This window comes from Yinghuangia sp. YIM S09857 (assembly GCF_051388915.1).
Classification (GTDB): Bacteria; Actinomycetota; Actinomycetes; order Streptomycetales; family Streptomycetaceae; genus Yinghuangia.
In genome coordinates this window covers 349,145-363,182 of record NZ_JBPKBH010000007.1, presented here as the reverse complement: position 1 = coordinate 363,182, position 14,038 = coordinate 349,145, and the positions used below count along the sequence as shown (strand labels likewise).

At 71.9% G+C, this 14,038-nt stretch carries 12 protein-coding genes and 1 riboswitch; of the genes, 4 read left to right on the top strand and 8 right to left on the bottom strand.

The genetic code is table 11. The features are described from left to right. Positions 1-148: 148 nt before the first annotated feature. Positions 149-625: an RICIN domain-containing protein gene (locus ACRX5S_RS17880; protein WP_436773933.1), complete on the bottom strand. Its 477-nt coding sequence runs from the start codon at positions 623-625 to the stop codon at positions 149-151. 354 nt (positions 626-979) lie between these two features. Next, on the bottom strand, positions 980-2,878 hold the full coding sequence (locus ACRX5S_RS17875) for an anthranilate synthase family protein (RefSeq protein WP_436773932.1): 1,899 nt from the start codon (positions 2,876-2,878) through the stop codon (positions 980-982). 365 nt (positions 2,879-3,243) lie between these two features. Between ACRX5S_RS17875 and ACRX5S_RS17870 the strand changes: the two genes are divergently transcribed. Both ACRX5S_RS17870 and ACRX5S_RS17865 read left to right on the top strand, forming a co-directional pair. Then, on the top strand, positions 3,244-4,578 hold the full coding sequence (locus tag ACRX5S_RS17870) for a class II 3-deoxy-7-phosphoheptulonate synthase (protein ID WP_436773931.1): 1,335 nt from the start codon (positions 3,244-3,246) through the stop codon (positions 4,576-4,578). A gap of 116 nt (positions 4,579-4,694) precedes the next feature. Further along, the gene (locus ACRX5S_RS17865; RefSeq protein ID WP_436773930.1) at positions 4,695-5,714 is read left to right on the top strand and encodes a threonine aldolase family protein; all 1,020 of its coding nucleotides are present in this window, start codon (positions 4,695-4,697) and stop codon (positions 5,712-5,714) included. Between the two features lie 97 nt (positions 5,715-5,811). On the opposite strand, the gene ACRX5S_RS17860 is transcribed toward ACRX5S_RS17865, so the two are convergent. Both ACRX5S_RS17860 and bfr read right to left on the bottom strand, forming a co-directional pair. Beyond that, positions 5,812-6,171: a (2Fe-2S)-binding protein gene (locus ACRX5S_RS17860; protein ID WP_436774062.1), complete on the bottom strand. Its 360-nt coding sequence runs from the start codon at positions 6,169-6,171 to the stop codon at positions 5,812-5,814. Between the two features lie 120 nt (positions 6,172-6,291). Beyond that, positions 6,292-6,771 carry a bacterioferritin gene (gene bfr / locus ACRX5S_RS17855; protein ID WP_436773929.1) on the bottom strand — a complete coding sequence of 160 codons (480 nt, stop codon included), beginning with the start codon at positions 6,769-6,771 and terminating at the stop codon, positions 6,292-6,294. A gap of 243 nt (positions 6,772-7,014) precedes the next feature. Between bfr and ACRX5S_RS17850 the strand changes: the two genes are divergently transcribed. Continuing rightward, on the top strand, positions 7,015-7,710 hold the full coding sequence (locus ACRX5S_RS17850) for a sulfite oxidase-like oxidoreductase (RefSeq protein WP_436773928.1): 696 nt from the start codon (positions 7,015-7,017) through the stop codon (positions 7,708-7,710). Between the two features lie 55 nt (positions 7,711-7,765). Here ACRX5S_RS17850 and pknB read toward each other — a convergent pair whose 3' ends face one another. From pknB to thiO, 4 genes are all read right to left on the bottom strand, one after another. Continuing rightward, entirely contained in the window at positions 7,766-9,811 is a 2,046-nt protein-coding gene (gene pknB, locus ACRX5S_RS17845) for a Stk1 family PASTA domain-containing Ser/Thr kinase (RefSeq protein WP_436774061.1), read from the bottom strand. Between the two features lie 166 nt (positions 9,812-9,977). Further along, the gene (locus tag ACRX5S_RS17840; protein WP_436774060.1) at positions 9,978-10,769 is read right to left on the bottom strand and encodes a thiazole synthase; all 792 of its coding nucleotides are present in this window, start codon (positions 10,767-10,769) and stop codon (positions 9,978-9,980) included. Positions 10,770-10,782: 13 nt separating this feature from the next. Then, positions 10,783-11,001: a sulfur carrier protein ThiS gene (thiS, locus tag ACRX5S_RS17835; RefSeq protein WP_436773927.1), complete on the bottom strand. Its 219-nt coding sequence runs from the start codon at positions 10,999-11,001 to the stop codon at positions 10,783-10,785. Continuing rightward, on the bottom strand, positions 10,998-12,209 hold the full coding sequence (gene thiO, locus ACRX5S_RS17830; RefSeq protein WP_436773926.1) for a glycine oxidase ThiO: 1,212 nt from the start codon (positions 12,207-12,209) through the stop codon (positions 10,998-11,000). The genes thiS and thiO overlap by 4 nt, the downstream gene beginning before the upstream one ends. Continuing rightward, positions 12,206-12,318: riboswitch (TPP riboswitch) on the bottom strand. Its footprint overlaps the gene before it by 4 nt. Before the next feature lie 480 nt (positions 12,319-12,798). On the opposite strand from thiO, the gene ACRX5S_RS17825 reads away from it, so the two are divergent. After that, a complete protein-coding gene (locus ACRX5S_RS17825) occupies positions 12,799-14,001 on the top strand; it encodes an NAD(P)/FAD-dependent oxidoreductase (RefSeq protein ID WP_436773925.1) in 1,203 nt (400 codons plus the stop codon). Positions 14,002-14,038: the final 37 nt, after the last annotated feature.

Sequence of the window (14,038 nt, the reverse complement as noted above, 5' to 3'; positions counted from 1 at the left end):
GGGCAACACCAATGGTGTTGCCCCCCACAGCGCTTTGCAGACATTTACATCCTGTTGGTGCACTTCTCAAACCCTGCTGCGCTGCCACGCAATCGGGCACGTGCTCGCCGCTTCTGCGTCATTCGATGGCTGACCCTGCCAGAAGGGGTCACGCCCACCCCCAGTAGTGGTCCCACCAAGGTCCGCAGCCCCACACGATGAGCTGGACGTAGGGCTGGGTGCTTCCGCCCGGGACGCCGATGCACATGCCGGAAGTGAAGTTCCGCAGGCGGAACCAGTTGCCTGTGGAGTCGTACTCGAATGTCCAGAGCTGGGTCCAGTAATAACCCGATTTCCCGCACGTCTCCGCAACGAGCGGGGCTCCTGCCGTGCCTGGCGAGGTGATGCAGCCGAAATACATGGTGGAAGCCGGCGCCAGGCGGATGTGCCACCAGCCAGTGCCGTTCGCGTCGGTGTACTCGGGGGTCAGGTCCAAAACACTCGCGTTGGCGCAGTTGACCTGTTGGAGACGCCAGTTGGCGGTGGGGGGACTGATGCACAGGGACGAGTTGAGGTTCCGCAGTTTCGTGATCAAGCCCGCAGAACTCGGCGGTGCGACTGCGACCATGAGCGTCAGAAGCGACATGGCCAAAAACAGCAGCGTGCGAATTTTCCTGCCCATCCCAGTCCTTCACTAGTTTCTGTCACGACGGTGCGGGTTGCGCCCGAACAGAAGAAGATACGAACGGGAAGTGATGCCCCGGGGGCGAAGATCCGGGCACCGGACTGTATCTTTCGCGAGTGCAGAATTCAACAGGTGACGACCCGGGATTGCGATTGCCCAGGGGGATGCGGCAGGCGGAATTCCTTATTCCGCCGCCCGTCGTCCCGGCTGTTCGTGCGGCGTCGCCGTGTCCTGCGAACGCTGCCCTGGAATGCGCGGCGCACCTGGGGGTCGGGCATGTTCGCTGCAGTAATGCGCCGCACCTCCCGGCATCCCCTACAGCGCCCCCAGGATCTCGCGGACGATCGCCAGTCCGTTCTTCGTGAGCACCGACTCCGGGTGGAACTGGAGCCCGGCGATCCGCGAGCCCTTGGCGTGCATCGCGTGCACCTGGCCGCCGCCGTCCTCGTCGACGCTGAACTCCAGACCGTGCAGCGGCCGTTCCGGGGCGCAAGCGGCGAAGGTGTTGTAGAAGCCGACCTTCTCCGGACGGCCGAAGAAGTCGATCTCGACCTGCTTGCCCTGGTACGGGCTTTCCTTGCGCACCAGTTCCAGGCCCAGCTCCGCGGCGATCAGCTGGTGCCCGAGGCAGACCCCGAGCATCGGGCCGCCGGAGTCCAGGCGCCGCCTCACCGCCGCGCCCATCGTGCGGATCTTGCGGTCGAGCACATGCCGCGGGTCGCCCGGGCCGGGGCCTACGAGCAGCAGTTCGGCCTCGGTGACCTGGCGGGCCGAGACCTCGTCGTAGGGCGTGACGGTGACCCGCAGGCCCAGCGTCCGCAGCAGGTGGGCCAGCATGGCCGTGAAGGTGTCCTCGCCGTCCACGACCAGCACCTGACGGCCCGCCAACTCCGGTGCCCGCAAAGCGTGGTCGTCCCGCGCCGTCATCCAGAACGGGGCGAGCCCGGCATTGCGCGAGGCCAGCAGCCGGGCCACCTCCGGGTCGTCCGCCAGCGGCGCGGCGGTCCCGGGGACGCGTACCGCCGACGGCACCACGCCGAGCGCGGCCAGGACCCCGGCGGCCTTGGCGTGCGTCTCGGCGACCTCGCTCGCGGGGTCGGAGTGGCGGACGAGCGTCGCGCCCGCCGGGACGCGCAGGGTGCCGTCCGGCGAGATGTAGGCGGTGCGGATCAGGATCGGCGCGTCGAGGGTCCGGCGGTTCTCCGCGTCCCGGCCGATCAGCGCCACAACGCCGGAGTAGTACCCGCGCCCGGTCGGCTCGTGGCGGCGGATGACGCGGCAGGCGTTCTCCAGCGGCGACCCGGTGACGGTCGGCGCGAACATCGTGCCGCGCAGCACCGCCCGCACGTCCAGCGAGCTCCGGCCGCGCAGCACGTACTCGGTGTGCGCGAGGTGTCCCATCTCCTTGAGGTACGGCCCGAGCACCTGCCCGCCCAGGTCGCACACCTCGCTCATCATCTTCAGTTCCTCGTCGACGACCATGAACAACTCGTCGACCTCCTTGCCGTCCCGCAGGAACCGCAGCAGCCCCTCGCGGTCCGGCCCGCCCGCCGGATAGCGGTACGTCCCGCTGATCGGGTTCATCACCACCTCGCCGCCGATCGCGCTCACATGCCGCTCGGGGCTCGCGCCGACCAGCGTCAGGTCGCCGGTGTGGACGAGGTACGTCCAGTACGCCCCGCTCTCGCGCGTCAGCAGCCTCCGCAGCAGCGTGCCCGCCGTCTCCGGCCCGTAGTCCGCGAGCCGGTCCCGGTACTCGCGCCGCACGACGAAGTTCGCCCCTTCGCCGCGCCCGATCTCCTCGCCGATGACGCGCCGCACGATCCCGGCGTATGTCTCGTCGTCCACGTCGAACCCGCCGCCGGTGAGCGTGACCGGGGTGTCCGGCAGCGCCGCCAGCACGTCGTCGTACGGCAGCACGGCCTGTGATGTGACGCGCAGGCACAGCAGCGGCGTGCCGTCGTCGTACGCCTCGAACCCGCGCTCGCGGATCTGCCGGAACGGGATGAGGGCCAGCACGTCGTGCCGCGCCTCCGGAGCGGAGTCGTCCAGGTCCGGCAGCGGGACGGCGTCCAACGTCGGCACCTCGACCACGTCGCCGAAGAGGAGGTCGAAGTCGTCGGACCCCTCGCGGCGGAGCAGCGCGAAGGGCGGCGGGGCGGGGGAGAAGAGGGGGGCCAGCAGCTCGGCCGTCTTCGGCGCGGTCGCGGTCATGGGGTCGTCCCATTCGGTCGGGGACGTGCCGCCCGTCGGGCCCCGCTCCCGCGTCCTCGACCCGAACGCGAAACGGCCGCCCACCGGGCGGCCGTCGGATCAGGAGTCCTGGAGAGGTCTAGAGATCGCGAAGTAGCGGGGCCGCCGCGGAGCGGGGCCACCACCAGGAGTACGCAGTGCAGGAACGCGCGATCATGCGGTCACTCTAGCGGCACGGGACCGGGTTCCGACAAGCGACCGGCCGGACGGGACCCGGCGCGTTCCGGACCCGCGGATCCCGACCCCCGCACCCCCGGGCGAGAGACCCTCGTCTCGTTCTTCGGTCATCGCTCTAATTGCCTTGCCGCATTGTTTAACCTTGGGGGGTGACAGCGAACGACATCGACACCTGGCGATCCCTCCCGGCGGCGCAGCAGCCCGAGTGGCCGGACTCCGAGGCCCTGCGCGACGCGCTCGCGGACCTCGCGTCCTATCCGCCGCTGGTCTTCGCCGGCGAGTGCGATCAGCTCCGTGGCCGACTGGCCTCGGTGGCCCGGGGCGAGGCGTTCCTGCTCCAGGGCGGCGACTGCGCGGAGACCTTCGTCGGCAACACCGCCGACGCGATCAAGAACAAGCTCAAGACCCTGCTCCAGATGGCCGTGGTGCTGACTTACGCGGCGTCCGTGCCGGTCGTCAAGGTCGGCCGCATGGCCGGGCAGTACTCCAAGCCGCGGTCGCAGCCGATCGAGACGCGCGACGGCGTGACCCTGCCGACGTACCGCGGCGACGCCGTCAACGACCTCGCCTTCACCCCCGAGGCGCGCACGCCCGACCCCGAGCGCCTGAAGCGGATGTACCACTCGTCGTCCGCGACGCTCAACCTGGTCCGCGCCTTCACCACGGGCGGGTACGCCGACCTGCGCCAGGTGCACGCCTGGAACCAGGACTTCGTCGCCCTCTCGCCCTCGGGCGAGCGCTACGAGCGCCTGGCGTCGGAGATCGACGGCGCGCTGCGCTTCATGCACGCGTGCGGCGTCGACCCGGAGGAGTTCCGCACGGTCGAGTTCTTCGCCTCGCACGAGGCGCTGATCCTGGACTACGAGTCGGCGCTGACCCGCGTCGACTCGCGGACCGGCGACCTGTACGACGTGTCCGGCCACATGGTCTGGATCGGCGAGCGCACCCGCCAGTTGGACGGCGCGCACGTCGAGTTCGCGTCCCGCATCCGCAACCCGATCGGCGTCAAGCTCGGCCCGACGACGACACCGGAGGACGCGCTCGCGCTGATCGACAAGCTCGACCCGGACCGCGTGCCCGGCCGCCTGACCTTCATCATCCGCATGGGCGCGGGCAAGGTCCGCGACACGCTGCCCACCCTGGTGGAGAAGGTCACCGCGTCCGGCGCGCAGGTCGCGTGGGTGTGCGACCCGATGCACGGCAACACCTTCGAGGCGACCAGCGGGCACAAGACCCGTCGCTTCGACGACGTGCTCGACGAGGTCAAGGGCTTCTTCGAGGTGCACCGCGCGCTCGGCACCCACCCGGGCGGCATCCACGTCGAGCTGACCGGCGACGACGTGACCGAGTGCGTCGGCGGCGGCGACGAGATCTTCGTGGACGACCTGCACCAGCGCTACGAGACGGCGTGCGACCCGCGGCTCAACCGCAGCCAGTCGCTCGACCTCGCGTTCCTGGTCGCGGAGATGTACCGGGGGCACTGACCTCGCGGCCGCGCGGCGGTGCCCGAGACGGTGGTAAAGGCGGAAAACCGGCGGCGAAGGGGCGTACACGGCAATGTGTACGCCCCTTCGCCATGTCCGGATGGCAGGCTGGGGCCGTGATTGATCTGCGCAGCGACACCGTCACCCGTCCCACCCCCGCGATGCGCGCGGCTATGGCCGACGCCGAGGTCGGCGACGACGTCTACGCCGAGGACCCGACCGTGCGCGCGCTGGAGGAGCGCGTCGCGGACCTGTTCGGCGGGCGGCTCACCGGCCTGTTCACGCCGACCGGCGTCATGGCGAACCAGATCGCGGTACGCCTGCTGGTCGGCCCCGGCGAGGAACTGGTGCTGGACGCCGACGCGCACATCGTGGCCCACGAGGACGGCGGGGCGGCCTGGCACGGTGGTGTGCAGACCCGCACGACGCTGAGCCCGCGCGGGCTGCTGGAGCCGGCGGACCTGGCGAAGCTGTTGCGGCGGGGGGACGCGTACACGGTCGGTACGCGCGCGGCGGCCGTCGAGCAGACCCACAACCGCGGCGGTGGAGCCGTCTACCCGCTGGAACAGCTCGCCGCCATCCGGGAGTTGACCGCGGCGGCCGACGTCGCGCTGCACTGCGACGGGGCACGGATCTGGCACGCGCACGTCGCGACCGGGACGCCTCTGGCGGCGTACGGCGAACTCTTCGACACGCTGTCGGTGTGCCTCTCGAAGGGCCTTGGCGCGCCCGCCGGTTCGGTGGTGCTGCTGCCCGGCGAACGGATGGTCGAGGCGCGCCGCATGCGGCACCGCATGGGCGGGGCGATGCGGCAGGCCGGGATCCTCGCGGCGGGCGGGTTGTACGCGCTCGACCGGCACGTCGAGCGCCTGGCGGAGGACCACACGCACGCGGCGCTGATCGCCGACCGTCTGGCCGAAGCGGGACTGGACGTGGTGGCCCCGGAGACGAACGTGGTCCTGGTGCTGCTGCCGGAGCCGCGCCCGGACGCCGCGACGGTCGCGGCGCGCTGCCGCGACGCGGGAGTTCTGGTGTCGGCCTTCGGACCCCGGCTGATCCGCATGGTCACGCACATGGACGTCGACGCGTCCGCGTGCGCGAAGGCGGCGGAGGTCGTCGGGCTTTCGGCGGGTTGAGGTCGACCACGGACGCCGGGCGACGGGGTTGGAACAACGGACGCCCGGCAAACAAGGCCGACCGACGGACAGGGGAGTCGGCGGGGCGGACGCCGGATCAGGCGACCTGCGTACCCGCGTCCGCCGACACGATCGCGAGGGGGACGGCGACCAGCGGGGCCGGGCCGGGCTGCGGCACCGCGCCGCGGTCGGTGAGGTCCACGAGGTCGCCGCAGGCCGCGGACCCGACGGCCGGTTCGGCGGCGGGGGAGCGGTCGGCCCGGCATATCCGCCCGCAGCGCTTGGTGCAGCCGTCGCACGCGCGGTCGTCGCGCGGGATCATCGCGGAGATCGTCTTCACGCAGCGACCGCAGTCGGTTCCGGCACGGCACGAGGCGGCGATCTCGCGCATGCTGCGCGCGCCGCCGTCTATCTGGGCGGTGACGTGGGTGTCGGTCACGCCAAAGCAGATGCACACGTACACGGAACGTCCCCCCAAGGGTGAAGTCACTAAGGTAAGGGTAACCTCACCCCTGGTGGGAAGTGAAGAGAGGCCTCCGTCACGTGGCCGGAAGCGGCCCCTCCGAGGCTCGGTCGCTCAGCTGTCGGGCTGCTCGATGAGCTGTGTGACGTACAGCGGCTCGCCCAGCTTCTTCAGCAGGTCGAGCTGGGTCTCCAGGTAGTCGACGTGCTCTTCCTCGTCCGCGAGGATGTCCTCGAAGATGTTCGCGGACGTGGCGTCGCCCTTCTCGCGCATGAGCAGGATCCCGCCACGCAGGCGCTCGATCGCCTCCATCTCGACGGCGAGGTCCGCGCGGAACATCTCCTCCAGCGTCTGGCCGATCCGCAGCGCGTTGAGGCGCTGGTAGTTGGGCAGGCCCTCCAGGAAGAGGATGCGGTCGGTCAGCTTCTCCGCGTGCTTCATCTCGTCGATGGACTCGTGGCGAGTCCAGTGCGCGAGCTTCGTGTACCCCCAGTGCTCCTGCAACTTCGCGTGCAGGAAGTACTGGTTGATGGCCGTGAGCTCGGCGGTCAACTGTTCGTTCAGGAGCTCGAGGATCTGGGGGTCGCCGTGCATCGCGATGCACCTTCCGACTCGGTGGGCGGCGGGATCCGTGAGGTACCAGGGATGTACGTGATCACGGTTATGTGAATGCTGTCACCTCATGCGCCTTAAGTTCCACGAAGGGAAGCCTTGCCTTTCAAGGGCTTTTAATGGGGAATTGCCGGAAATGACGTATACGCGACGGGGGATCCGGCCGCGCCGCACGGGGGCGGGGGCGGTCGTGACCTGCCCCGGGGGTCTGGGACCATAGAGGGCATGGGTCATACCGGAGCGGAGCAGGGGGGAAGCGATCCGGCGGGCGGCACGGCCGCGACGGCGGGTGCGGCGGCCAAGGCGTCGGCCGCCGGCGGCGTCGACCCCCGACTGCCCCCGGGTCAGCGACTGCAACGCGGTTGGCCGGTCCTGCACTACGGTCCGGTGCCGCGCTTCAAGCCCGACACCTGGGACTTCCGGGTCTTCGGCGCCACCGCGTCGGGCGACAAGCACGCGTGGAACCACGAGGAGTTCTCGGCGCTGCCGCGCACCACGGTCGAGGCCGACTTCCACTGCGTCACGAAGTTCAGCATGCTGAACAACGAGTGGGGCGGCGTGTCGGCCGAAACCATTCTCGCGATAGCGCCGCCCGCGCCCGAGGTCACCCACGTGATGGTGTGGGCCGAGTACGGCTTCAGCTCCAACCTGCGGATCCTGGACTTCGCCACCGAGCGCACGATCTTCGCGACGCACCACGACGGCGAGCCGCTGACCGCGGAACACGGCTTCCCGGTCCGGCTGATCGTGCCGCACCTGTACGCCTGGAAGGGCCCCAAATGGGTCCGCGGGATCGAGTACATGGTCGCCGACAAGCGCGGGTTCTGGGAGGAGCGCGGCTACCACAACATCGGCGATCCCTGGCAGGAGCAGCGCTACTCCTACCAGGAGCGCGAGGGCGAGGGCCCGGACCTCCAGTAGTCCGGGCCACCCCTGGATCGCGTCCTCAAATACCCTCCGGGCACGCGGCGCCGGGCTAGAACACGTTGATGGTCACCTTCGACCCGCGCGGTGCCAGGTTGCCGCCGCCCGGGCTCATGCTCGTCACGTTGCCCGGTCCGATCGGGAACAGCTTCTGCACGTCGACCTTGAAGCCCGCGGCCTCCAGGATGCCCTTGGCCTCGCCCTCGCTCTTGCCGTCGACCTTCGGCACCTCGACCAGGTCCGGGCCCTTCGAGATCGCCACGAACACCGTCGACCCCGGGTACAGCGTGCCGCCGGTGGGCGACTGCGCGGCGACCATGCCCGCGGGCGCGTCGTTGGAGAAGACCGGCGTCGGATCGACCACGAGGTTGAGCCTGCGGTCCGCCAGCGCGTCGCGCGCCGCGCCCTCGGTCAGGCCGATCAGGCTCGGCACCTCCACCGGCTGGCCCTTGCTCACCACGATGTCGACCGGGGTGTCGCGGGACAGCATGGTCCCCTTGGCCGGGTCGGTGCGGATGATCTGGCCGGGCTCCAGCGCGTTGTCCTCCTGCCGCTGGCTGCCCAGCACCAGGCCGACCCCCTCCAGCGCCAGCTTGGCCTGGTCGGCGGTCTGCCCGGTGAGGTCGGGAACGCCGAGCCGCTCCGGGCCCAGCGAGACCGTGAGCGTGACGATCGTGCCCTTGTCGACGCTCCGCCCCGGCCGCGGGTCGCTCGCGATGACCAGGTCGCGGGCGACCGTCTCGCTGAACGACTCCACGATGCGCACTTCGAGCCCGGTGTCCTTGACGCGCTTCTCCGCGTCGACCTTCGCGAGGTTCAGCACGGCGGGGACGTTCGCGGAGCTGTTGGCCCCCAGCCGCCACGCCACCACGCCGATGACCGCGGCGGCCACGACCACCGCGATGAACGCGAGCACCCCGCGCGAGGGTCCGCGCCGCCGCCGGGCCGCGCCCTTGCCGGGGTACGGGCCGTGCGGATCGTCGGGATCGTCCGGCCCCAAGTGCTGGTGTGCGTAGGCGCCGTGCGGGTGCTCGTCCAGGATCGACTCGGTACCGAGCCCCAACGGGCCGAGGTCGAGCGGTACTTCGACCTGGCGGGTGAGGTTCGCGCCGTCGTCGCCGAGGCTGCCGTACGGCGGCGGCGGGTACGCGGCGGCACCCGCGTACTCCGGGGCGTGCTCGGGGAATTCGTCGTACGCCGGGGCCGGGGGCGGCAGCACGCGCTCGGCCGCGCCGAAGTCCAGCTCGGCGTCGGACATCTCGTGCTGGCGGGTCTGCCGCACCAGCGACAGGAGCTGCTCGGCGTCGCCGGGCCGCTGCTCCGGATCGCGCGTGGTGGCCCGGGCGACGAGGCGGTCCAGGGCCGCGGACAGCCCCGGTACGACTCGCGACGGCGGCGGGACGTCCTCGTGCACGTGCTTGTAGATGATCTCGACGGCGGAGCGGCCCTGGTAGGGCTGACGGCCGGTCAGCATCTCGTACAGCAGGATCCCGGCCGCGTAGACGTCCGAGATCGGCGAGGCGGCGCCGCGCTCGATCTGCTCGGGCGAGAGGTAGGCCACCGTGCCGACGAGCACCTTGCCGGTGGCCGCCGACGCCGCCGTGGCGGTCGCCCGGGCGAGGCCGAAGTCGGCGACCTTGATGCCGCCGTCGTCCGAGATCAGGACGTTCTCCGGCTTCACGTCGCGGTGCACGAAGCCGGCCCGGTGGGCGGCGCCGAGCGCGGCGAGCGTCGGCTCCAGGACGCCGAACGCCTCACGCGGCGTCAGAGTGCCGAGGTCTTGCAGCAGTTCGCGCAGCGTGCGGCCTTCGACGTACTCCATCGCCAGGAACACGACGTCGCCGTCGTGGCCCTGGTCGAACACGCCGACGACATTCGGGTGCGAGAGCCGCGCGGCCGACTTGGCCTCACGGATGAAGCGCTCGGTGAAGGAGGCGTCCGCGGCCATCGCCGGGTGCATCACCTTCACCGCGACCGTGCGGTCCAGACGGGTGTCCAGGGCCCGGTAGACGGTGGCCATGCCGCCCGCCGCAATCCGGGACTCCACCCGGTAACGGCCGTCGAGCAGGCGCCCGACGAGGGGGTCGTCCATAGTCATGTCCACGGTTGGGATTTTACGGTCACCCAGTCAGGGACGGGTCACACGGCCGGTCGGTTCCGGTAACTGATGAGCTGTCAGCCACAGGTCTCCTCCCCTGGTTCCCGCTGGTGGGAAAGCTACGCGTGGTTCTGCGGGCGCATCCGGAACGGCCTCGCGGACGTCCTCAGAAAGCCGGGATCTCGGCGAGTCCGTCGACGGGCGAGGAGGCCTCCGCGTAATGTCGGCGCGGGATGCGGCCGGCCCGGTACGCCAGGCGCCCCGCGTCCACCGCGTGCCGCATCGCCGCCGCCATGAGCGCGGGTTCCTGCGCCCGCGTCACCGCGGAGGCGAGCATGACCGCGGCACAGCCCAACTCCATCGCGAGCGCGGCGTCCGACGCGGTGCCGAGGCCCGCGTCCAGGATCACCGGGACGCCCGCCTGCTCGGTGATCAGCCGGATGTTGTGCGGATTGCGGATGCCGAGGCCCGAGCCGATCGGCGAGCCCAGCGGCATGACCGCGGCGCAGCCGACCTGCTCCAGGCGGCGGGCCACCACCGGGTCGTCGTTCGTGTAGGCGAGGACCGTGAAACCGTCGTCGACCAGCCTCTCGGCGGCGTCGAGGAGTTCGACGGTGTCCGGGAGCAGCGTGCGCTCGTCCGCGACCACCTCGACCTTGACCCAGTTCGTCTCCAGTGCCTCGCGGGCCAGGCGCGCGGTCAGCACGGCCTCGCCGGAGGTGTGGCACCCGGCGGTGTTCGGCAGCGGCCGGATGCCGAGCCGGCGCAGCAGGTCGAGCACCGAGCCGGAGGTCGCCGGGTTCAGGCGGCGCATCGCGACGGTGGTCATCTCGGTCCCGGAGGCGATCAGCGCCGCCTCCAGGATGTCCAGGCTGGGGGCGCCGCCGGTTCCGGTGATCAGCCGCGACGTGAAGACGTCGCCGCCGAGTTCGAGCTTGTCGTCGGTCCCGTTCGGGATCGTGGCCACGTCGTCATCCTCCCTGGACTGCGGTCAGCACCTCGACGCGGTCGCCCGCGTCGAGCACGGTCGCGGGCCACGCGCTGCGCGGCACGACGTTCTCGTTGACCGCGACCGCGACGCCCTTGGTGGCGTTCGTCATGGTCGCGACGAGGGCGGCCACGGTGGTTCCGGGGGCGAGCGGGCGCGGCTCGCCGTTCACGGAGACGGATTCGGTCGGCTGAACGGTCATGCGTACGACACCTCCTTGGACGACGCGGACGACGCGGACGACGCGGGCGGCTCCCCCGCCGCGGACGCGGCGAAGCGCCCCGGGCCCCACGGGCGCACGACCTCCGGCACGGTGCCCTCGGCCAGCAGTTCGGCGACCGCGTCCGCGGTGACCGGGGTCAGCAGCACGCCGTGCCGGTAGTGGCCGGTGGCCAGCACCAGGCCGGGCAGCTCGGCGGCGCCGATGACCGGGGCGTTGTCGGGCGTGCCGGGACGCAGGCCCGCATGCGTCTCCACCAGCGGGAGTTCGGTGATGCCGGGGACCAACTCGTGTGCGTCGCGCAGCAGTTCGTAGACGCCGCCCGCGGTCACCTCGGTGTCGTAGCCCAGTTCGTGTTCGGTGGCGCCGATCACCAGCTCGCCGTCCTCGCGCGGCACCAGGTACATGCTGCCGCCCTTGACGACGCCGCGGACGTTGCGCGACAGGAACGGCGCGAAGACCTCCGGGACGCGCAACCGCAGGATCTCGCCCTTCACCGGGCGCACCGGCGGCAGCGTGCCGGGCGGCAACCCCTCGACCGCGTTCGACCAGCACCCGGCGGCGAGCACGACCTGCCCGGCGGCGAGTTCGGTGCCGTCGTCCAGGCGTACGCCCGTCGCCCGGTCCGCGTCGGCGCGCAGCGCCGCGGCGCGGGCCCGCACCAGCTTCACGCCCGCGCGCTCGCAGGCCGCGAGGAGCGCGGCGACCAGGCGCCGGTTGTCGATCTGGTGGTCGGCCTCGACGTGCAGGCCGCCCGACACGGCCGGGGACAGCATCGGTTCGAGGCGCCGGCACTCGCGGCTGGTCAGCCACGTGGAGGCGAGGCCCAGGCGCTCCTGGTACGCGTGCAGGTCCTTCAGGACCGCGCGGTCGTCGGCGTCCAGGGCGACCGCGAGGGTGCCGCACGCCCGGTAGCCGGACGGCAGGCCCGAGGCTTCGGACAGTTCGGCGGCGAACGACGCGTAGCGGTCGGCGGAGGCCATGTTGAGGCGGAGCAGGGACTCCTCGCCGTATTGGAGTTCGGAGACCGGGGTGAGCATCCCGGCGGCGGCGTGCGACGCCCCGCGCCCGGGGGCGGGGTCGACGACCGTGACGGAGAGGCCGCGCAGCGCCGCGCGCCACGCGATGGAGAGGCCGATGACACCGCCGCCTATGACGACGGCGTCGGCCGGGGGGCCCGCAAATGCCATGGTTGCTGAACACTCCCTTACGCCGGCATGACCCGGATCAGGTTCGGACGGTCGGGAGCTGACAGCTCCCCTCTCAGCCCGGTCCCACCGGGCTCCCGTGAGGTGTCAACCCTACCTCCGCCCCGCCGAGCCCCCCGGAGCCTCCCCGCGAGCGCCCCGCCGCTGACCCGTCCGCCCGTCGCGGCTCGCCCCCGTCCCCAGCCCCCGCACCCGTCCTAGCCCCAGCGCCCGTCCCCAGCCCCGTCCCCAGCCCCCGCGCCCGTCCCAGCCAGCGCCCGTCCCAGCCCTCGCGCCCGCCCCAGCCCTCGCGCCCGTCCCCAGCCCCAGCCCCCGCGCCCGCGCCCGCGCCCGTCCCAGCCAGCGCCCGTCCCCAGCCCTCGCGCCCGTCCCCGTCCCCAGCCCCCGCGCTCGCGCCCGTCCCCAGCCCTCGCGCCCGTCCCCAGCCCCTGTCCCCGCTCCCGCGCCTGCCCCGCCCCCTCGGTCCCGCGACCGTCCCCGCCCGGTGGCCGCGTGGCCCGGTGCGTGATCCTTGCCTCAATCAAACTCTTGGACGATGGTGCGACACGTGTCGGGACTTAGGGTTCGCGGCATGGAGAACGTGCTTGTCGTGGGCGCCGGCATGGCCGGCCTACAGACTGTCGTGGGGCTGCGCGACCAGGGGTACACCGGCCGGATCACCCTGCTCGGCGCGGAGGAGCACAAACCGTACGACCGGCCGCCGCTGTCCAAGGAAGTGCTCGCCGGGAAGACCGACGACACCTCCTTCGACGCCGACTGGGACGCCCTCGGCGTCGACCTCCTGCTCGGCCGCACCGCCACCGCACTGCGGCTGCGCGACGGTGCGGAAGGCGGCGAGGTCGACACCGACGCGGGGCCGGTCGACTTCGACCGGCTGGTGATCGCGACCGGCTCGCGCGTCGTCAACCTGCCCGGCGCCGACGAAGTCCCCGGCGTCCACGTGCTGCGCACCATCGACGACGCCCGCGCGCTGCGCGACGCGCTCGTCCCCGAGACGCACGTGGTCGTCGTGGGCGCGGGCTGGATCGGCGCCGAGGTCGCCACCGCGGCCGCCGCGCTCGGCTGCCGCACCACCGTCGTGGAGGCGCTGCACGCACCGCTCGCCGGAGCGTTCCCCGACGAAATCGGCGCGCGCTTCGTGCCCTGGTACGCCGAGGCCGGGGTCGAACTCCTGCTCAACACCCGCGTGGACCGCCTCGAACCGGGCGCCGTGCACCTCACCGACGGCTCGCGCCTGCCCGCCGACGCGATAGTGGTCGGCATCGGCGTCCGCCCCGAGACTGGGTGGCTCGCGGGCTCCGGCGTGGACCTCGACGAGCAGGGCGCCGTCGTGGTCGACGACCACCTGCGCACCTCGGCTGTGGGGGTCTACGCGGTCGGCGACTGCACGGTGTTCCAATCGCCGCGCTACGGCAGGCGCATGCACGTCGAGCACTGGGACAACGCCCTCCAGGCCCCGCGCACCGCGGCGGCGAACCTCATGGGCGGCGACGCCGCGTACGACCCGGTGCCCTACTTCTGGTCCGACCAGTTCGGGCGCATGGTGCAGTACGTCGGCCACCACCCAGCGGGCGACGAACTCGTGGTGCGCGGCCCCGGCGAGGACGGCAAGTGGACCGCGGGATGGTTCGCGGGCGACGCGCTCGTCGCCCTGTTGAGCGTGGCCCGGCCGCGCGACCTCGCCCAGGGGCGCAAGCTCGTGCAGACCGGAGTCGCGGTGGACAAGGCGAAGTTCGCCGACATCGGCGTCGCCCTCAAGGACGCGGCGCGCTGAGGCTGGTTCCGGCGGCGCGCTCGGCGGCGGTCCGCCG